Annotated in this window: 20 protein-coding genes; 10 read left to right on the top strand and 10 right to left on the bottom strand. The window is 45.5% G+C overall.

The window, feature by feature from the left end; genetic code table 11:
- The first annotated feature begins 24 nt into the window (after nucleotides 1–24).
- From QUB16_RS25170 to QUB16_RS25140, 7 genes are all read left to right on the top strand, one after another.
- Nucleotides 25–954, top strand: coding sequence for an LD-carboxypeptidase (locus tag QUB16_RS25170; protein ID WP_333320357.1), 930 nt, complete (start codon nucleotides 25–27; stop codon nucleotides 952–954).
- Nucleotides 955–1,119: 165 nt separating this feature from the next.
- Nucleotides 1,120–1,905, top strand: coding sequence for a hypothetical protein (locus QUB16_RS25165; protein WP_333320355.1), 786 nt, complete (start codon nucleotides 1,120–1,122; stop codon nucleotides 1,903–1,905).
- Between the two features lie 425 nt (nucleotides 1,906–2,330).
- On the top strand, nucleotides 2,331–2,528 hold the full coding sequence (locus tag QUB16_RS25160; protein WP_333320353.1) for a hypothetical protein: 198 nt from the start codon (nucleotides 2,331–2,333) through the stop codon (nucleotides 2,526–2,528).
- Entirely contained in the window at nucleotides 2,525–2,794 is a 270-nt protein-coding gene (locus tag QUB16_RS25155) for a ParE family toxin-like protein (RefSeq protein WP_333320351.1), read from the top strand. Before QUB16_RS25160 ends, QUB16_RS25155 begins: the two co-directional genes overlap by 4 nt.
- 778 nt (nucleotides 2,795–3,572) lie before the next feature.
- Nucleotides 3,573–4,637 carry a uroporphyrinogen decarboxylase gene (gene hemE, locus QUB16_RS25150; protein ID WP_333144146.1) on the top strand — a complete coding sequence of 355 codons (1,065 nt, stop codon included), beginning with the start codon at nucleotides 3,573–3,575 and terminating at the stop codon, nucleotides 4,635–4,637.
- Nucleotides 4,638–5,105: 468 nt separating this feature from the next.
- Entirely contained in the window at nucleotides 5,106–6,071 is a 966-nt protein-coding gene (locus QUB16_RS25145) for an NAD(P)-dependent oxidoreductase (RefSeq protein WP_333320350.1), read from the top strand.
- A gap of 824 nt (nucleotides 6,072–6,895) precedes the next feature.
- A complete protein-coding gene (locus QUB16_RS25140) occupies nucleotides 6,896–8,488 on the top strand; it encodes a B12-binding domain-containing radical SAM protein (RefSeq protein WP_333320348.1) in 1,593 nt (530 codons plus the stop codon).
- A 100-nt stretch (nucleotides 8,489–8,588) separates the two neighbouring features.
- Here QUB16_RS25140 and QUB16_RS25135 read toward each other — a convergent pair whose 3' ends face one another.
- The 4 genes from QUB16_RS25135 to QUB16_RS25120 all read right to left on the bottom strand — a co-directional run bounded on the left by QUB16_RS25135 (nucleotide 8,589) and on the right by QUB16_RS25120 (nucleotide 10,150).
- Entirely contained in the window at nucleotides 8,589–9,113 is a 525-nt protein-coding gene (locus QUB16_RS25135; RefSeq protein ID WP_333320346.1) for a hypothetical protein, read from the bottom strand.
- Nucleotides 9,114–9,143: 30 nt separating this feature from the next.
- Nucleotides 9,144–9,587, bottom strand: a complete 444-nt coding sequence (locus QUB16_RS25130) for a Tse2 family ADP-ribosyltransferase toxin (RefSeq protein WP_333320344.1) — start codon at nucleotides 9,585–9,587, stop codon at nucleotides 9,144–9,146.
- Nucleotides 9,588–9,602: 15 nt separating this feature from the next.
- On the bottom strand, nucleotides 9,603–9,824 hold the full coding sequence (gene vapB, locus QUB16_RS25125) for a type II toxin-antitoxin system VapB family antitoxin (RefSeq protein ID WP_333320343.1): 222 nt from the start codon (nucleotides 9,822–9,824) through the stop codon (nucleotides 9,603–9,605).
- 83 nt (nucleotides 9,825–9,907) lie between these two features.
- Nucleotides 9,908–10,150 (bottom strand): hypothetical protein, encoded by a 243-nt coding sequence (locus QUB16_RS25120; protein ID WP_333320341.1) that lies wholly within the window; start codon nucleotides 10,148–10,150, stop codon nucleotides 9,908–9,910.
- Here QUB16_RS25120 and QUB16_RS25115 point away from each other — a divergent pair.
- Both QUB16_RS25115 and QUB16_RS25110 read left to right on the top strand, forming a co-directional pair.
- Nucleotides 10,138–11,034 carry a M48 family metalloprotease gene (locus tag QUB16_RS25115; RefSeq protein WP_333320339.1) on the top strand — a complete coding sequence of 299 codons (897 nt, stop codon included), beginning with the start codon at nucleotides 10,138–10,140 and terminating at the stop codon, nucleotides 11,032–11,034. The genes QUB16_RS25120 and QUB16_RS25115 overlap by 13 nt on opposite strands.
- An 86-nt stretch (nucleotides 11,035–11,120) precedes the next feature.
- Nucleotides 11,121–11,243, top strand: a complete 123-nt coding sequence (locus QUB16_RS25110) for a hypothetical protein (protein WP_333320337.1) — start codon at nucleotides 11,121–11,123, stop codon at nucleotides 11,241–11,243.
- A 27-nt stretch (nucleotides 11,244–11,270) separates the two neighbouring features.
- Here QUB16_RS25110 and QUB16_RS25105 read toward each other — a convergent pair whose 3' ends face one another.
- Together QUB16_RS25105 and QUB16_RS25100 are read right to left on the bottom strand one after the other, a co-directional pair.
- Complete coding sequence (locus QUB16_RS25105; protein ID WP_333320335.1) at nucleotides 11,271–11,825, bottom strand: hypothetical protein; 555 nt, start codon at nucleotides 11,823–11,825, stop codon at nucleotides 11,271–11,273.
- 78 nt (nucleotides 11,826–11,903) lie between these two features.
- The gene (locus QUB16_RS25100) at nucleotides 11,904–12,404 is read right to left on the bottom strand and encodes a hypothetical protein (protein ID WP_333320333.1); all 501 of its coding nucleotides are present in this window, start codon (nucleotides 12,402–12,404) and stop codon (nucleotides 11,904–11,906) included.
- Nucleotides 12,405–12,739: 335 nt separating this feature from the next.
- Here QUB16_RS25100 and QUB16_RS25095 point away from each other — a divergent pair, with 335 nt between their 5' ends.
- Nucleotides 12,740–14,089 carry an NB-ARC domain-containing protein gene (locus tag QUB16_RS25095; protein WP_333320331.1) on the top strand — a complete coding sequence of 450 codons (1,350 nt, stop codon included), beginning with the start codon at nucleotides 12,740–12,742 and terminating at the stop codon, nucleotides 14,087–14,089.
- Nucleotides 14,090–14,180: 91 nt separating this feature from the next.
- Here QUB16_RS25095 and ftsH4 read toward each other — a convergent pair whose 3' ends face one another.
- From ftsH4 to QUB16_RS25075, 4 genes are all read right to left on the bottom strand, one after another.
- Entirely contained in the window at nucleotides 14,181–16,049 is a 1,869-nt protein-coding gene (ftsH4, locus tag QUB16_RS25090; protein WP_333320330.1) for an ATP-dependent zinc metalloprotease FtsH4, read from the bottom strand.
- Between the two features lie 231 nt (nucleotides 16,050–16,280).
- Nucleotides 16,281–16,787 carry a TspO/MBR family protein gene (locus QUB16_RS25085; RefSeq protein WP_445251162.1) on the bottom strand — a complete coding sequence of 169 codons (507 nt, stop codon included), beginning with the start codon at nucleotides 16,785–16,787 and terminating at the stop codon, nucleotides 16,281–16,283.
- Nucleotides 16,788–16,866: 79 nt separating this feature from the next.
- Entirely contained in the window at nucleotides 16,867–17,712 is an 846-nt protein-coding gene (locus QUB16_RS25080) for a M48 family metalloprotease (RefSeq protein ID WP_333320328.1), read from the bottom strand.
- An 87-nt stretch (nucleotides 17,713–17,799) separates the two neighbouring features.
- The coding region (locus tag QUB16_RS25075; protein WP_333320326.1) for a hypothetical protein at nucleotides 17,800–18,040 on the bottom strand (241 nt) is incomplete at its 5' end.

Genomic DNA, 18,040 nt, shown 5'->3' with positions numbered 1-18,040 from the left:
CTAATAACTAATAACTAATAACTAATGACTAACATAAAATTTCTGCAACCAGGAGATTTGCTCAAAGTAATTGCCCCTAGTGGCACTTTGCGAGAATCAACCAATTTTGAAAAGGGTGTAGAAATTTGGAAATCTCGCGGCTATCGACTTGAATTAACACCGGGTTTTGACGATCGCTGGGGCTATTTGGCCGGTTCCGATGAAAACCGCGTCCGACAGTTGGCGGATGCCCTCAATGACCCGGAGTGTCGCGGTATTCTGTGTGTTCGAGGCGGTTTCGGCAGCACTCGACTTTTGGAAAAAGGAAAAGTGGGAAAGGCGGAAAATTCCCAATTTCCAACTCCCGATTCCCATCCGTCGAAATGGTTAATCGGTTTTTCAGATATTACTGCTTTGCTGTGGAATCACGACAAATTGGGGATTTGGGGCGTTCACGGGCCGATGCTGACAACTTTGGCGGATGAACCGGATTGGTCTGTCGATCGACTTTTTGACTGCATAGAAGGTCGTCCCTTACAATCTTTGCAAGGTAAAGGATGGGGCAGCTCAAAAGCCACCGGGCGGCTGTTTCCTGCGAATCTGACGGTTGCTTCTCATTTGCTCGGAACCCCGTATCAACCAGATTTGACCGGGGTTATTCTCGCATTTGAGGATGTTTCCGAGGCTCCCTACAGGGTCGATCGGATGTTGACTTTGTGGCGGATGGCGGGGGCTTTCGCTGGGGTGCGGGGCATTGCTTTGGGGCGCTTCAGTCGTTGCGAGATTGACCCAAGTATTCCCAGTTTTAGCATTGAAGAGGTTTTGCGCGATCGGCTGGGGGATTTGAATATTCCGATTGTCTCGGATTTGCCCTTCGGGCACGAGGGAGTTAACGCTGCTTTACCTATGGGAATTATGGCGAGTCTCGACGCTGAATCGGGATTGCTGATTTGTGGCGATAAATCGCAACTTTAGATTAAGGATTAACGTCTATAACTTTAGCTTGAGATTTTGCACCCGCTAAATAGTCCCGTTAGGTGAGGTTGACACGGTTGGCAGAAATTACATTTAAAATGGATTGTGTATGCAAATGTCGGCGCCAAGAAAGCAAAAAGATTTTAAATTTTTCGAGAGGTTGATATGAAAACACACAACTTGTTAAACAGTATTGCTGCCGCCATCCTAGTTACGGGATTGGCACTTACCGGGATTTCCTCAAGTGCAGTTGGCGAACAGATAGGGAATAACGATCGCATTGACGGAGTAATTCGCCGCACTTCCCCGATTTACCGTTTCCGAAATATGTGGACACCCGGAACTCCGACGGAAGAATTGCGCGGCCAAGAATACACATTCAGCGCAAGGGAAGGGGATAACATTGAAGTGTTTTTAGATACAGATAGAAGTCGCGGTTTTACTCCCGTCATGGTGCTGTTTTACGGGAACAACAAACAAGTCGCTTTTACGCTAGACCGTTCTTTTAATTATCAAATTCCCCGTACTGGCGATTATAAGCTTTTAGTGTTAGCAAAAGATGCTGCCAGGGGCGGTAGCTACACGCTGGAAGTTTCGGGAATTGATGGGGGCAACAGACGAGCTCGCAATTCGCGGGACGATTGGTACACCGGACGAGATAACGATCGATATGACGGTCAATATGACAGAGCACAGCTTCTGCAAAATGATTTTGGCTTGCGGTCTGTTGATTGTCGCGAGAGACGTTCGATGGTGAGAGTAAGGTTCGACGATAATAATCAAGACTCGACTTACTGCGCTGTCCCGACTAGAAACTTTCCAGCGGGAGATTATTACTACAATTCGCGGACTAGAGATTTAGATTCGGCGAGGGCGAATGATAATAGGAGGTTCGATGAGCGCCGAGATCAATGTCGGGTAGTGGTGGGCGGAGTTTGTGTGACGAGATAGTAGGGTGCGCCGCTCTCTACAATCTACAACGAAGCTCGAAAATGTCACACCGACGTACCCTACAAAATACCGTGGGTGCGTCGCTATTTACAATAGACCTCTTGCAAAAATAATTAGGACGGGCTCTTCGGCCCATCCCACAAGAGTTATTTTTTCTTGTGGGATGGGTCCCAGAGCCCGTCCCATCAATTGATGAAAAGGATTTTTGCAAGTGGTCTAATCTAGAAATAAACTCGAAAATCTCGCAGCGACCCACCATACTTACGGCTGCGTCGCTCTGTATAATCTACAACTAACCTTCATAACCGGGTTTTTCACGCTCATCTGTAAGCTGGAATGCGTCTTTCGGAAAAAACCTGGTTTATGACTACCCGTGCGTTCAGGATTATTGGTATATTAATAATATTAATGAGGTGACAAAATATATGAGCGTTAAAGAACTTGAAACAGCAATTATGAACTTGTCGGTTAAGGAACTATCAGAACTCACTGCTTGGCTGATAGAGTATCGCCAACAAGTCTGGGATAGGCAAATTGAAGACGATTTGGAGGAGGGGCGGTTAGATGCGCTACTTGATGAAGTCGATGCAGAGTATGAAGCGGGATTGGCTAAAGTGTTATGAAGCATCTGACTTTACCGCGTTTTTGGCACTGCTATCACCAGCTACCTAAAGAAATACAAGCGTTAGCCGATAAAAATTACGAATTACTCAAAGTCGAGCCGTATCACCCTTCGCTGCATTTTAAAAAAGTTGGCAGGCGAAAGCAATTGCAATCGGTGCGAGTAGGCGAGAGTTACCGAGCTTTGGGAGTTGAGAAACCTGAAGGTATTGTCTGGTTTTGGATAGGGAATCATGGCGATTACGATGCAATATTAGCTCAGAAATAAGGTTCACTTTGAATCCTTGAAACTAGAAAGTATGTCATCTATCAAACATAGGGGTGTCATTGAGATGCACAGTATTTGACTTAAGAGGAGGTAAAAAAGCTGTATGGCTAGCATAAAACCGGGTACGAGTATTAAAACCCAGCCTATACAAATAATGTAAAAATTTGAGCTGTACAGTAAAGGAGTAAATACAGCAGTGAGAAAAAGTGATTTGATAAAAAATGGTAAGTTACCCTTAGAGTTTATATTCTCTATAAGATAGCTTGTAGTGTCTAAAACATTGGATGAAAACTTGCCCGGACGACAAGTAGGCTTGTAGATAAACCCAAGTACAGACATATCTATCCAAAGTTGTACAGTGGATTCAAATTTTATTTTTTTCATAGTCTTAACGTCAGGAGTCAAAAATAATGTAATAGCAGCATCCAGAATCTACCCGTTTATATTGTCAAGTATTGCTTTACTTGGTTCTTTACTAAGTTTTTATTCAATTTTTTTATTCAATGAGTTTCCCCAACAAGTGGGGAAAACTCCATTATACAGCCCATATAATGCAAGGAGTCTAGATGTCATTTGCGAGGCTGGTGGCGCAAAAAGGGCGGTTCAGCTAATTTACCGCCAGCCTCGCAACCAACCAAATCCCGATCGCCCAAAATCGAACTGGGCCACTCCCCTCATCTCCCTCCCCGCTGACAGATGAATTTTTTGTCAAAAAGGACGATCGCACAGTGGTAAGCTACCAAAGGCATTGAAATATCTAAGGTAGAGAAAAGTTAAAATGTCGGCATTAAATGAAGTTCCCTTGTTGTTGCGGGCAGCCCGTGGCGAAACCCTAGACCGCCCCCCCGTGTGGATGATGCGTCAAGCCGGCCGCTACATGAAGGCTTATCGAGATTTGCGAGAAAAGTATCCCTCGTTTCGCGAACGTTCCGAAATCCCCGAAGTGGCGATCGAAGTTTCCCTTCAGCCGTGGCGCGCGTTTCAACCCGACGGCGTAATTCTGTTTTCCGATATTGTCACCCCCATGCCCGGTTTGGGTATTGACATGGACATCGCCGAAGGCAAAGGCCCGATTATCCACTCACCCATCCGCACTCAGCAGCAAATCGACAACCTGCAACCCCTGAACCCGGAAGAAAGCTTGCCGTTTATCAAAACAATCCTCAAATCCCTGCGCGAGGAAGTCGGCAACAAATCCACCGTGCTCGGTTTTGTGGGCGCGCCGTGGACGCTGGCGGCCTATGCTGTTGAGGGCAAAGGTTCTAAAGATTATGCCATCATCAAAAACATGGCATTTTCCGATCCAACTTTACTGCATCAGTTGCTGTCGAAATTCGCCGATGCGATCGCCGTTTACGTGCGCTATCAAATCGACTGCGGCGCGCAAGTAGTGCAAATGTTCGACTCCTGGGCCGGCCAACTTTCCCCGCAGGACTACGACACCTTCGCTCTACCTTACCAGAAACAAGTATTCGAGCAAGTCAAAAAAACCCATCCCGACACCCCGCTAATTCTGTTAGTCACCGGTAGCGCCGGCCTCCTCGAACGCATGACAACATCCGGCGCCGATATCATCAGCGTCGATTGGACAGTGGATATGGCCGACGCGCGCCGACGTTTGGGCCCGAATATGAACGTTCAGGGAAATCTAGATCCGGGCGTGTTGTTTGGTTCTCAACCGTTTATTCGCGATCGAATTCTTGATACAATTCGCAAAGCGGGCCCGCGCGGACACATCCTCAACTTGGGACACGGCGTGTTACCGGGTACTCCCGAAGACAACGTGCGTTTCTTCTTTGAAACCGCAAAACAAGCCGACAAATTGCTTGCAGTTGCTGCTTGAGTCCGACAATCCGACAGGGGTTGAAACCCCTGTCTCATAGCTAAAGTCCTCGCTATGAGGACTAAAGATTAATATTTCAGTCGGTTTTAACTCACCGAAGAGCACCCTTGCCAATAAAACATCCCGTAGGGGCGGGTTCACCAATAGCTTTAAAGAGTGCAGACAGGTTAAATAAACCCGCCCCCAGCCACAAAAAAGCCCTTTATTAACAATGGTGCTCTTCAGTCGGTTTCAACTGATATCTTGCACCATTGTCAGCAACAGGCTTTCCGGCCTGTTCCACAAAATATAAATTTTCTTGTGGAACAGGCATCTTGCCTGTTCATAAAACACTAATTGAGAATGGTGCAACATCTCAGTTTCAACCGACTTTTGCCCGACGCCAGGGGTTTCAACCCCTGGCGGATTGCAGGAGAATGAAACAGCCCAATTCTCCCCCTTGCCGTCCCCCCCTTCCCCTTCTGCAAAATGAACGCCAAAAAAATTTTCATAACGGGTGCAAGTGGCTGTATCGGTCACTACATGGCCGAAACTTTGATTCAAGAAACAAACCACGAACTTTACCTCTTAGTTCGCAACCCCGACAAATTAAAATTTGACTGGAAAGCCCGCCCCGGCATCCATATATTACAAGGCGATATGCGAGATATCGAGCAACACGCCGAACTTCTGCAAACAATTAATGTCGCAATTTTAGCTGCCACTGCTTGGGGAGGAACTCAAGAAGTTTTTGACGTTAACGTAACGAAAACTCTCCAGCTAATTCAACTACTTTCGCCACAGACTTGCCAACAAGTAATTTATTTTTCAACGGCCAGCATTCTCGGTAGAGACAACAATTTGCTCAAAGAAGCCGGGGAACTGGGGACGGATTATATTAGCTCAAAATACAACTGCATGGTGCATTTGTCAGCTTTGACAAATGTCCCTCCAATTACCGCACTTTACCCAACATTAGTATTGGGAGGAGACGCCGAAAAACCAGTCTCTCACTTGTCATCTGGCCTGCCACTTGTGGCAAAATGGATTGGTTTGATTCGCTGGTTTAAGGCAGATGGCAGTTTTCACTTCATCCACGGCGCAGATATTGCTAAAGTAGTTAATTATTTAGTTGAACATCCGCCGGCTTCCGAGGAACCGCGACATTTTGTGCTAGGAAATCCGGCGATTACAGCTAACGAAGTGGTAGAACAGGCTTGCCAGTATTTGAATAAAAACATATTTTTTCGGATTACTCTTTCACCTTGGCTGGCAGATTTCTTTATTTGGCTATTCCGAATTCAAGTGGCTGCTTGGGATAGATTTTGCATCAGCTACCGCCATTTTACCTATCAAAATCTTGTGAATCCCGAAAGCATAGGAATGCCGAGTTACTGCGGCACAGTTGCCGATATGTTAAGAACTAGCGGGCTTCCCGATAAAAATAAAAAGTAGTCCGTACACTCCGCACCAATAATCGGACGGGCTAGAAGCCCATCCCACAAGAAAGATTGTGGGATGGGCTTCTAGCCCGTCCCTAATTATTTTGGCGCTTCTCAAATCCCATCCCACAAGAAACAATTTGTGGGATGGGCTTCTAGCCCGTCCCTAATTCTTTATGCTATTCAAGTCTACTGTTTCAAGTTCTTTTTTGCCTTAGTCCCATGCTTTTTAACTGAGATTATCGTTAATTAACGGTCAAATACGATAAGATATCAGCATTTGCACACTTTAACAGGGAACTGCCAGCTAAAAATTGCGCTCAATTTGTGGGTTTTAGGGGGTGTCACCCCTCGCCAGATATTCGATCGAGTGCAAGATCGTAATTTTAGCCTTAACATTAAGTCTTGAGAGTCGATCGAACTCTCACGCCCCGCCAGCCCGATCGCAAGTTGTTTACTGATGTCAGAAACCTCAGCCTAAAGGCGTGAGGCTTGAAAGAGAAATCTAACAGGCCATTCTGACCAGACTAAGCTTTAAATAGCTACGTTATTTAGGTCACGACACCCGCTTGATGCGAAGCTAGTCCCTTGCTCTGTCGCTAGTGGTTAAACAGTCTTAAGGTCACTGAGACAGTGCTGCTAGCCGGCGCAAGCCTTTATAACTTTGTCGAAGCTAACTTTACCCCAGAAATGGGAGTTTGGGGCAACCATTCCCCAAAAATCGGAGAGGTTGCATAAAATTCCCTCTCCGACCCCGAAAGGGGATTTAATTCAATGTAAAGCCGTCCTATAAGGACGGGGCTTCAGACCCAGTTTTTTGGTGAGGTTTAACATATAATGCGAGTTCTTTTAGTTTACCCGCTGTTTCCGAAAACATTTTGGTCTTACGAGAAAATCCTAGAATTAGTCGATCGTAAAGTGCTGCTGCCACCGCTGGGTTTGGTAACGGTAGCAGCTATTTTACCCCAAGAATGGGAATTTAAGTTAGTCGATCGCAACATCAGACAAATCACCGAAGCAGAATGGGAATGGGCAGAGCTCGTTATTCTCTCCGCAATGATTGTCCAAAAAGAAGATTTGCTAGACATCATTCGCGAAGCAAAACGGCGCGGTAAATCCGTAGCTTGTGGTGGCCCTTACCCGACTTCCGTACCCGAAGAACCTCAAGCAGCGGGCATAGATTACCTGATCCTCGACGAAGGCGAAATCACCTTGCCGATGTTTGTCGAAGCAATAGGGCGCGGCGAAAAAAGCGGAATTTATCGATCGGACGGCGTAAAACCCGATGTTACCACAACCCCGGTTCCCCGCTTCGACTTGCTGGAATTAGACGCCTACGACTCGATGTCGATTCAATTTTCCAGAGGCTGTCCTTTCCAGTGCGAATTCTGCGATATCATCGTCCTCTACGGCCGCAAACCCCGCACCAAAAACCCCCAACAATTGATAGCAGAATTAGACTATCTCTACAACTTGGGCTGGCGGCGCGGCGTGTTCATGGTAGACGACAACTTTATCGGCAACAAACGCAGCGTCAAACTGTTGCTAAAAGACTTAAAAGTCTGGCAAGAAGAACACAAATTCCCGTTTACTTTCAACACCGAAGCATCCATCGATTTAGCCCAAGACCAAGAATTGATGGACATGATGGTTGCTTGCAATTTCAATGCAGTGTTTCTAGGGATTGAAACTCCCGATGAAGAAAGCCTGCAAATGACCAAGAAATTCCAAAATACCCGCAATTCCCTGATCGAATCAGTAGAGTTAATTGCCAAATCCGGTTTGCGAGTAATGGCCGGATTTATCATCGGATTCGACGGCGAAAAACCCGGTGCCGGTCAGCGGATTGTCAAGTTCGCCGAAGCAGCAGCAATTCCGAGTACAACCTTTGGAATGCTGCAAGCTTTGCCGCACACGGCATTGTCCCACAGACTAGCAAAAGAAGGGCGGTTGCGCGACAAATCTGGCAATCTCAACCAGACTACTTTGATGAACTTCATTCCGACGCGGCCTCTCGAAGATATTGCCCGCGAATATGTCGAGGCATTCTGCGAAGTGTATGATGCTGAGAAATATTTAGACCGAACTTATCGCCACTTCTTGATGCTGGGTGCACCTACAGCAAATATACCTGCAAGAATTCCCAGTTGGATAGACTTGCGAGCACTGCTAACTGTGGTTTGGCGGCAGGGAGTCAAGCGCAAAACTCGGTGGAAGTTCTGGCATCATTTGTTCAGCATTCTCAAACGCAATCCTGCTGTTTGGGATCATTATTTAACAGTATGTGCTCACAACGAGCATTTCCTGGAATACCGCCAGATTGTGCGGGATGAAATTGAAGCTCAATTAGCCGACTTTTTGGCTAATGAGTCTCAAACTGTATATCAAGAACCTGTTGCTGTTGAGGAAAAGCAAGTGCAAGCGGTTTAGGGTTGGAGAATTCCACCTAATAGCCAGATATCCGACTTATTTAAGAAGTCGGATATCTAAATTGCTTAAACAAGAATATACTGTGGGCGATTGAAGAGATTTACCCCACGCTCAGCAATTCATCAAGCTTGTTCTTTAGATCGGGCGATGCTAGTAGTGGTCTATAAACTTCACCTTCATAGGGCTTCCAAACATATCCGAGACTGAACAATCGAAAAACCGAAGATGCTCCAGTTGCTTGCCAAAGAGCTTCAGCTAAAACCAAGCCGGGAAAAACCAAGTCAGGCTCTTCAATCAATTCGCTGTAGGTTCTAAACTCATCTACTTCCATACCAACTAAAGCATACCGAAACGGTGGAGCAAACCGCAAACTCTGATACAAAAATATACCTATTTCCGTCATTAAATAAGCACTTTCGGGAGTATCAATTCCAATCTCACTGATGCCACTTGGACAAACTCTACACCACCAATTCTCTTCTATATCCTGAAAACTTTCTGCCCGACATTGGGAATGTGTACCGTTTGATAGAACCCATGAAATTTCATTGAAATATTGAGCAAATTGCTGTGCTTCAGATTGCTTTGTGCCACATTCAGCCGATAAGCTAAACACCCATGCCATTGCTGTTCTCCCGTTGACTAAATTAAACTATTAAACTTTCTCCCATTCGCTCTGTGTCTGGGCCAGCGCTGCTTCATATTTCTCTAAAAGCATTGTAGCGCTTGGCAAAATACTGACATGAGTTGGACTATCTTGCACAGCTTCAATATCTCCGACGATCTTGCTGTCGTCAATCTGCCAAAGAGGATCTTTCCCTGTTCCGCCAAATTTTGAGGGTTTGCGGAATGATGGCAAGCCTTCGATAGAGAGGGAGACGGACATTCCTTTTGTGTTTCTTATGGCTACAGTGACAGATTCATCCGAAGACTTGCGCTCTGTTTCTGGTAGTAAATAACCTTGTTCATCCAACCATTCTTTGGGCACTTGCTCAACATCAATGTCAATACTGGGTCTGACTCCCAGTAACCTCGCGTTGCGTCCCATTTTTGGTTTACCGTTTTCTTCTGCCATGCCTCGATAATAGAGTCTTGCCATCAGCCAAAATCAACGTTACATATATTCCTTTAAATCTTCCAGCGGTCGATCGAAATCATCAGACATCACGATCTGACCTGCCCAACTACCATAACCGTGAAGTTGTTCAAGTTTTTCATGAGATGATTCAGTTTTTGCGTGTTTGTCAAGTAGATATTTTGCATAATGCAATATCTCTTGTTTGAGAGATTCTGGCATCTTGATGACAGTTTGAAAAATCTCTATATCGATAGTCATGATTTATGTGGAATTTTTACTATGTCATATTCACCAATTATACCGTAATTGCAGTCCAAGGGTATTTAGAATGGTTATCTCGTTTAATCTCGTTTCCAAGCAGAGCCTGGAAATGTCATATCCTGCGGCTCTACCGCCTCTTGAGAGCAGGCGAGAGAGCCTTCCGAGGCATTCCCAGTTTCTGACTCAAAAGGTGAAATACTACTATTGGCGGCAGCAGTTATTTCGGCAGATAGAGGCGCGATCGCCCGCAAATATGAAAATCTAATTACAAGCTCAAAAATATCAAAATAGCGATCGCCCTCAACCCGCCATGTTAGGAACAAATCAACTCAGAACAGCCGCTCTCTTAGGACTCCTAAGCGGCCTTCTCGTTTTAGGAAGTTATTATTTAATCGGCAACGAGCAAGGACTTTACATCGGTTTAGCGCTAGCAGCCTTCTCAAGTTTTAGCTCTTGGTACTATTCCGACACGGCTGCGTTAATGGCTTACCGCGCTCAGCCGATCGCCCGCAGCGAAGCACCAGAAATCTACGATATGGTAGCATCGCTGAGCGAAAAAGCCCAAATTCCGGTGCCGAAAATATTTCTAGTTCCCACTCAATCTCCCAATGCATTCGCCACAGGAAGAGACCCGGAACACGCGACAATAGCAGTTACTGAAGGCATCATCAAGCTGCTTTCCCGCGAAGAATTAGAAGGCGTTTTAGCCCACGAACTGACCCACATCCGCAACCGCGACACCCTCACTCAAGCAGTTGCAGGAACAATTGCGGGTGCAATTACATTTGTCGGGCGAATTCTGACTTTTGGAGCGCTTTACGGCCCGGTAACGCGGGATAGCAGACAAGGCGCGAATCCGTTTGGTTTGCTGTTTTTAATCATTTTAGCACCGCTATCAGCAACCGTAATTCAAATGGCGATTTCTCGGACGAGGGAATTTGCAGCCGACAGTGGGGCCGTGGAAATTACCAATAACCCGATCGGCTTAGCAAACGCCCTGCAAAAATTAGAGAAAATGGGTCATGAAATTCCGATGCACGGCAATCCTGCGATGTCGCCGCTGCTGATTGTGAATCCTTTTTCCACTAAAGGTTTGCAGTCACTTTTCCGCACTCACCCGCCAACAGAGGAGCGAATTCAGCGGCTTTTGGAAATCGCGCAGCAGCAGCAAGCTACTCCAGTTATGGCCTACGTGCCCGGAACTTAATCGTCGAAAATGCAGCAACAATATTTAGAAACCCGGTTGTTTGAAGCCGCCGGGTTTCTGTATGTTTATCATGGTAACTGTATGGAGTGACTAATTCGATAGGTAGGGGCGATCGCACTCCGTACAATCATCGCAGTGGCATGGTAGAAATGGATAAGATTGTGAGGGGAAAAAGAGGTTGGGTTGATGAAAAAAAACCCAACCTATAAAAGGCGCGATAGCGCTATAATTTAACGTTAGTCCAGCTCTTGTATCAGTGGTTTCTTCTCACGCCGCTGCCCCCGCAAAAAATCTGCTCCTTTAAGACGTTTTATTTCAATTGCTTCCTCGTACTTGGGATTAGGCGACTCCCAACAAAAGAAGAACAGATTTTTCCCTGACTTAACAGCAGACCTTAAACTACTGTTGCTACTGTTCCTCAAGTGAGATTGTAGCCGTCCCTTTACACAACTATCTGACTTTCCCAAATACATAGTTTCAGAATCATAACTGTCAATGTAATACAGTCCTTCCAATCCATCAGGAAGGCTATCTATGTTGCTTTTATTAAATACCCCACTGTACTCTCTGCTCCACATTTTTTCTTCCTTTGTTCCTGCTGACCCTCCTAATAAAGACATTGCATCAATCCCTGATGCAAGAGGAATTTTCCATTCCTGCCCAGAGCCTTTAATACGTATGACTTTCGCAGAGGTATCCCACATAACATCATAAGTACCAGCCTTTCCTCCAATTCTTTTAAGAAGAGGAGACTCTTCTGACAGAGAACGAGTAGTCCAACGATTTTTCATAACTAAAAGTTGTTGCGAAGATTGGTTTGATGTAAGTAAACAAATTCTTCAAAAAACACTACATAAGAGATGCCAACATTATAGAGAAGCTTCGAGAATCATAAGAGCTAGTTCTTCCATCTCATCTTCAGTTAGGATTTTTTCTAGTAATGAGCCTGGATTCTCCCGTATTTTGAGAAGGATACGCTCACGTATAGATAGAGATTGAAGGCGAGCTTTCTTTTCTTGTTCTTCGAGTTTTTCTCCCTGAATTCTCTCGACTTCTGTTTGTTGCACGTGGATTAGTATATGTTCATATTCGTCTAAGAACTTCTTAGACCGCTTCCCCTTTACCTCTCGAATAATTTGTTTTTTGGCTTCTTTAGTATTTATTCTTCTGCGCCCCGATTTTGGAATATATCTTGGCTCTGGAAGGCTAATTCCCCCAAGTGCAAGAGCAAATGCGATCGTTGCAAACAAGATCCAAAACGCAGTTATTAGACACCACTTGGAAATAGTCCAAACTACTTTCCAGATTACAGAAAAAACTTTTAGAAGAGTTTCTGTCGTGTCATTGGACGATGACTTATTTTGTCCCATACATTTATACTCCAGCTATTTTAGAAGAGTGCCGCCTTAGCCGGAGCCTTCGGGGTAGTTGTTTCAACCATACGTTCACGAAAGAATGAACAAATATTTGTTCAAATACTCACAGCTTGGACCAGTCAGGGTGTATTAGTCTAGAAAAACGTTTTCAAGGGGGTAAACTTGCTCTTTATCCAGACTAGCAATTAACTTTTCTTTTGCTGCTTGCAAAAAGTTTGGTAGTTATTGGGACTTTTCCAGTTGATAATCGAATAAAAAATTGGGAAATGTTGGGAAATGTTGGGAAAGGTTGGGTACAATACAAGCAACCCTGACATTGACCCGACTCTATGAACCTTAAGGAAGTGATAAAACTCGCAGACGATCTGGTGTTTGCTAGAACAGGTAAGCATCTCAATGACTTACAAGAGAAAATCCTGCACGGCACGTGGGAAGATGAGGATTATAAAGAAATTGCCAAGGCGGTTAATCGCTCTGAGGATCGCGTTAGAGAGGTAGGAATGGAATTATGGCAGACCCTTTCACAAGAGTTGGGAAAAAGAGTCACTAAATCAAATTTTCGCTCAACATTTTCACATTTTGAGCAACACCACAACCAAAGTAGCTATATGATCTGTGGGCATACTTTATACCTAACAGATATACCAAACTCTACCCCGTCAACAGAACAAACATCTAACCCCCAACAAACCCGAACTTTACATCAAGATTTAAGCGAAATGCCGGAGTTGGGTGATTTCTTCGATCGCACCCCCGAACTCGACACCCTCACCACCTGGATTCTACAACAACGCAGCCGCCTGATCGCGCTCACCGGCATCAGTGGCATCGGAAAAACATCCCTAGCAGTCCAACTCTTACAGCAAATAAAAGATGAATTTGAATGCGTCATTTGGTGCAGCATCGACCTCTCCTACACCCCAGATAAATTTGAACATAAACTAATACAGTTTTTCTCGCATTCAGAAAAACAAGATTTATCCCCAACAAACCCGAAACGCTTACCGCTGATTAAATATTTGCAAAAGTATCGGTGTTTAATAGTTTTGGATGACGTTCACAACCTTTTCTGTAGCGGGGAATTGGCAGGAAAATATAAACCACAATACGAAGAATATCGCTCTTTATTCAAACAAATAGAAAAATTATCCCATCCATGTTGCTTTCTGCTAATCGGTTGGGAACAACCCAGAGAAGTGACTCAAGTTAAAAGCCCAAATACTCTTATTCGTACCTTACAACTCAAGGGTTTAGACCTCCCAGCCGGACGGGAAATACTCAGAGATTATGGGTTAGAAGAAAGCGACAACAGTGAAGCACTCATTCAGCGCTACCACGGCAACCCCCTATGGTTGAAAAGCGTAGCGAATCTGATTGAAGAGTTGGGAATCAGCGCCACAGAATTATTACTAGATGATACTATATTGTTGCCGGAAGATTTGAAAGATGTTTTACAGCAGCAGTTCGATCGCACTTCCGAACTAGAAAAACAAGTTATGTCTTTGTTGGCTAGGGAAAACCAGCCAGTCAACCTAGCAAAATTACTAAAAAAAGGACAAATATCATCATCGGATTTACTCAACGCGCTCCAATCTTTATCACGGCGCTGCTTGATAGAAAAACAGGAAAGTTTTTACACTCTCCCACCTGTATTGAGCCAGTATATCAAAGGGTTGTAACCTAACGCGATTCCTACAAGTAAGTATCAAAAAACGCAGATGATTTCTACTCATCTGCGTTGATCTGCGGTTTAATTAAACCCTGTTAAACTCAAGCCGCAACCTTATCTAAAGGCCGCACTTCAGCGAGGTATTTGTGCAGTTGGTCACCTTCCACCACCTCAGTTTCTAACAGTTTCTGCGTAATTGTTTCCAACAATTCCCGATTTGCTTTCAGAATATCCAAAGCTTGCTGATGTGCAGTTTCGACAATTTCTTTGACTTCTTGGTCGATCGCCTCAGCAGTCTGAGCACTTACCGCGCGGCGGGCATTTCCCATACCGTCATTGAGGAACATTGATTGTTGACCTCGATCGTAAGCTAGAGGCCCCAAAACCTTACTCATCCCGTAAGTTGTCACCATCCGTTCAGCTAAATCAGTCGCCCTTTGCAAGTCATTTGAAGCGCCAGTAGTAATGCTACCAAACACCACTTCCTCAGCCGATCGCCCTCCAAGCAGTGTAGCAATTTGACCCCGCAATTCCGATTCATCCAACAAGAAACGGTCTTCAGTCGGTACCTGCAACGTGTAACCCAAAGCAGCCATACCGCGAGGGACGATCGAGATTTTGGCCACTTCGCCACCGCCAGTCATCGCAGCACCAACCATCGCGTGTCCGACTTCGTGGTAAGCCACAATCTTTTTCTCTTTTTCATTGAGTACCCGGCTTTTCTTTTCCAAGCCGGCCACAACGCGCTCAAACGCCTCAAAAAAGTCTTCCTGCGCTACAGTTAGTCGTTTGTTGCGGGCCGCCAACAAAGCAGCTTCATTGACCAAATTTGCCAAATCTGCGCCCGAAAAACCGGGGGTGCGAGCGGCGACGGCCTTCAAGTCAATATCCGGGCCCAACTTCACTTTTTGAGAGTGAATGTTCAAAATTTCTTCGCGGCCCGATAAATCCGGGCGATCGACCAAAACTTGGCGATCGAAACGGCCAGGGCGCAACAAAGCAGCATCCAAACTTTCCGGGCGGTTAGTTGCAGCCAGCACAATTACCGTAGTATTGCCCGCCGCAAAACCGTCCATTTCAGTTAATAATTGATTGAGAGTTTGTTCGCGCTCATCATTCCCACCGAAGCTAGCGTTACTGCTGCGGGATTTGCCGATCGCGTCCAATTCATCAATGAAAATAATACAAGGAGCCTGTTTCTTAGCCTGCTCGAATAAATCTCTAACTCTGGCAGAACCAACACCTACAAACAGTTCAACAAACTCCGAACCGGAGATGCTAAAAAACGGCACGCCAGCTTCACCAGCCACTGCTTTTGCTAACAGCGTTTTGCCAGTTCCTGGAGGCCCGACTAACAGCACGCCTTTGGGAATTCTCGCGCCAATTGCTGTAAATCTGTCGGGAGTTTTCAGGAATTCAACAACTTCGACTAATTCAGTTTTAGCCTCTTCTACTCCAGCCACATCAGCAAAAGTAATTTTCGCCGCTTCGCCTTCTACATAGACCTTAGCTTTGCTTTTGCCGATCGACAGCGCACCCTGTGGCCCGCCACCCTGCCTGTTCATGAAAAATTGAAAAATCGCCACAAAAATCAGCGGCGGAACCACCCAGCTTAAAACACTGCCGATCCAGCCATTTTTAGAAGGGGGAGTTGCCGCAAATTCAACGCCTTTTTCTTGCAAAAGTTTAGGTAATTCCAGGTCAAAAATCGGCGTAGTTGACAGCACTTGACCGGGTTTGTCACCTTCGCCTTTGAGTTGGTAGCGAATTTCATTTTGACCTACCGAAGCTCGCGCTACATCTTGTTCTTGTACTTGATGGACGAACAAGCTGTAAGGCACTTGCGGAATTTGGGGGCCGAACAAATTCGGTAAAAAGATGTTGGCCAGCAAAAACAAACTTGAGAGCAATAACAAGACATTGCTAATTTGTCGAAAACGAGGTGGTTGGGGCTGGTCTTTAATGGCCATTGATAACTGTCATCCTTTGATTTAAAGCCGTTTTATTCATCTATTTTCTCATCCAATACCCACACACTGTTAAGCGGATTTCCTCACTTTATCGGGTGGGTTAACCCCCTAGCACGGATTTGCTATTATTAACAATGTTTTTTTAAACGAACCGCGAAGACGCTAAGGACACCAAGGAAGAGAATAGAAGAGCGTTATAGTATGTAGGGTGCGCCGAAGAACACCGAATATTTATGCAGCTTCTGGGTTTAACTGAATCATTTCCCAAGTGGTATAAGTGCCGATCGCACCCCAAATCACGTAAGGCAAAAGTAACAAAGCGGCGGTTTGAGAAATCGGCAAAACAGCCAACGTCAACACAGCCCCTAAAATCTCGCCAGCCCCTCCCAAAATTGTCCCTACTTTGAGACTTTTTGCTCTGAGAGTAGCAGGAATATAAGCAACTGTGACAATTTCTAAAAGCAAGTAGAAAGCCATCAGCAGCCAAGTTTTGAGACTACCGGGTTCCTGTTCCCATACGAAAGTAGCGCTGCCGGCCCCGCAAGCAAAAATCACCGTCCAAATTAACGGAATAGCAGGCTCAAAAAACATCCAATCCGGTCTTTCAAGTTTGACTGCCCAGTTAATATCGCGCAGTTTAAAAAACAGAGTACCGAACGCGACTAAGAAAGTCACGCCGCCGATAATCATCCAAGATTCAATCATGGTTTTCAACTTTCCAATTGCTCGATCGCTCATTAAGTCGATCGTGTCAAATCCAAGCCGAACTTAGATCCGCCTATAGTAATAACTTTTGTAAAGCCCGATGCAATTATTGCTAACCGCCCGACACATTTTTAGCAAACTCTTCGCGTCCCGACACCAAATTAGCTGGAACGCCGTTAGGGAAATTTTGCGCGATTAAAGCTTGCAACTTTTCAACTCGGTTTTCAGGATTCGGGTGAGAACTCAAAAACTCCGGCGGCGCTTCGCCCTTCCTAGCGGCACCGAGGATTTGCATCACCTCAACAATACCTCTCGGATCGTAACCCGCCTCGGTCATAAACCGAAACCCAAGCCGATCGCTCTCAAGTTCATCAGACCTACCGTACCGCAAACCGACAACTTGATTGACAGCTTGAGCAATTAATGCTGCCTGCTGTCCACCCCCGCGATCGTCGCTAGTAGCCACCCCAACCGCCGTTACCAAAGACCTGCCCAACTGCTGTTTTGCCAAGTGTTCCGCACCGTGTCGGCCCACCACGTGACCGGCCTCGTGCCCTAGTATAGCGGCCAACTGAGCCTCGGAATTTAGCCGCCCCAGGAGTCCGGCGGTAATGAAAACTTGTCCGCCCGGTAAAGCAAAAGCATTGACAGTTTGGGCATCTCGCAGCAGGTGGAATTCAAACGGATAACCCGCTTGTTTCGCGGCCGAACCGTTGACAACTCGTGCTCCTACTCGATCGACATACTGCTGAATACTCTGGCTGGGATAAAGCCCCCCATGCTTGGCGGCCATTTGATCTCGCGCCCGCAATCCCAAAACTATCTCTTGGCGGGGAGAAAGCTGCACCCGCTGTCTCTCTCCAGTTACCGGATTTTGTACGTCGTTTGTAAAATAGGTAATTGCCCCAAAAAAGGCCATTAACAGCCCGATCGCAGCTCGAAATAAAAATTTTGTCACAGATTTTTACCTAAAAAGTTTCGCGATTATAATACTAGGATGACAGCTCTCTCCACATCTGTCTGAAGTATCAAGAATGGAAAGTTGTTATAATTTTTTTGGATGATGGGCAAACAAGGCTTTTTTTAAACGAACCGCGAAGGCGCGAATAACACGAAGGAAGAGAAGAAGGTTATAGTTATTAAATTGGTTAAACTGAGATGTTGCACCATTGTCAGCAACAGGCAAGATGCCTGTTCCACAAAGAATAGATGGGAGCATCTCAGTTTTGTAAAAAGCATTTTTTTTATTGTAGTGCGAGCGTCCCCGCTCGCGTATTGTACAATAC

The sequence above is a fragment of the Microcoleus sp. D3_18a_C4 genome (assembly GCF_036702415.1).
Lineage (GTDB): Bacteria > Cyanobacteriota > Cyanobacteriia > Cyanobacteriales > Microcoleaceae > Microcoleus.
The sequence above is the reverse complement of the archived record's forward strand: the minus strand, read 5'-3'. Positions and strand labels throughout refer to the sequence as shown.

Excerpts from the sequence above, each read along its gene's own strand:
- QUB16_RS25170 (WP_333320357.1), top strand. The coding sequence starts at position 25 with ATGACTAACATAAAATTTCTGCAACCAGGAGATTTGCTCAAAGTAATT.
- QUB16_RS25165 (WP_333320355.1), top strand. The coding sequence starts at position 1,120 with ATGAAAACACACAACTTGTTAAACAGTATTGCTGCCGCCATCCTAGTT.
- QUB16_RS25160 (WP_333320353.1), top strand. The coding sequence starts at position 2,331 with ATGAGCGTTAAAGAACTTGAAACAGCAATTATGAACTTGTCGGTTAAG.
- QUB16_RS25155 (WP_333320351.1), top strand. The coding sequence starts at position 2,525 with ATGAAGCATCTGACTTTACCGCGTTTTTGGCACTGCTATCACCAGCTA.
- hemE (WP_333144146.1), top strand. The coding sequence starts at position 3,573 with ATGTCGGCATTAAATGAAGTTCCCTTGTTGTTGCGGGCAGCCCGTGGC.
- QUB16_RS25145 (WP_333320350.1), top strand. The coding sequence starts at position 5,106 with ATGAACGCCAAAAAAATTTTCATAACGGGTGCAAGTGGCTGTATCGGT.
- QUB16_RS25140 (WP_333320348.1), top strand. The coding sequence starts at position 6,896 with ATGCGAGTTCTTTTAGTTTACCCGCTGTTTCCGAAAACATTTTGGTCT.
- QUB16_RS25135 (WP_333320346.1), bottom strand. The coding sequence starts at position 9,113 with ATGGCATGGGTGTTTAGCTTATCGGCTGAATGTGGCACAAAGCAATCT.
- QUB16_RS25130 (WP_333320344.1), bottom strand. The coding sequence starts at position 9,587 with ATGGCAAGACTCTATTATCGAGGCATGGCAGAAGAAAACGGTAAACCA.
- vapB (WP_333320343.1), bottom strand. The coding sequence starts at position 9,824 with ATGACTATCGATATAGAGATTTTTCAAACTGTCATCAAGATGCCAGAA.
- QUB16_RS25115 (WP_333320339.1), top strand. The coding sequence starts at position 10,138 with ATGTTAGGAACAAATCAACTCAGAACAGCCGCTCTCTTAGGACTCCTA.
- QUB16_RS25105 (WP_333320335.1), bottom strand. The coding sequence starts at position 11,825 with ATGAAAAATCGTTGGACTACTCGTTCTCTGTCAGAAGAGTCTCCTCTT.
- QUB16_RS25100 (WP_333320333.1), bottom strand. The coding sequence starts at position 12,404 with ATGGGACAAAATAAGTCATCGTCCAATGACACGACAGAAACTCTTCTA.
- QUB16_RS25095 (WP_333320331.1), top strand. The coding sequence starts at position 12,740 with ATGAACCTTAAGGAAGTGATAAAACTCGCAGACGATCTGGTGTTTGCT.
- ftsH4 (WP_333320330.1), bottom strand. The coding sequence starts at position 16,049 with ATGGCCATTAAAGACCAGCCCCAACCACCTCGTTTTCGACAAATTAGC.
- QUB16_RS25085 (WP_445251162.1), bottom strand. The coding sequence starts at position 16,787 with ATGAGCGATCGAGCAATTGGAAAGTTGAAAACCATGATTGAATCTTGG.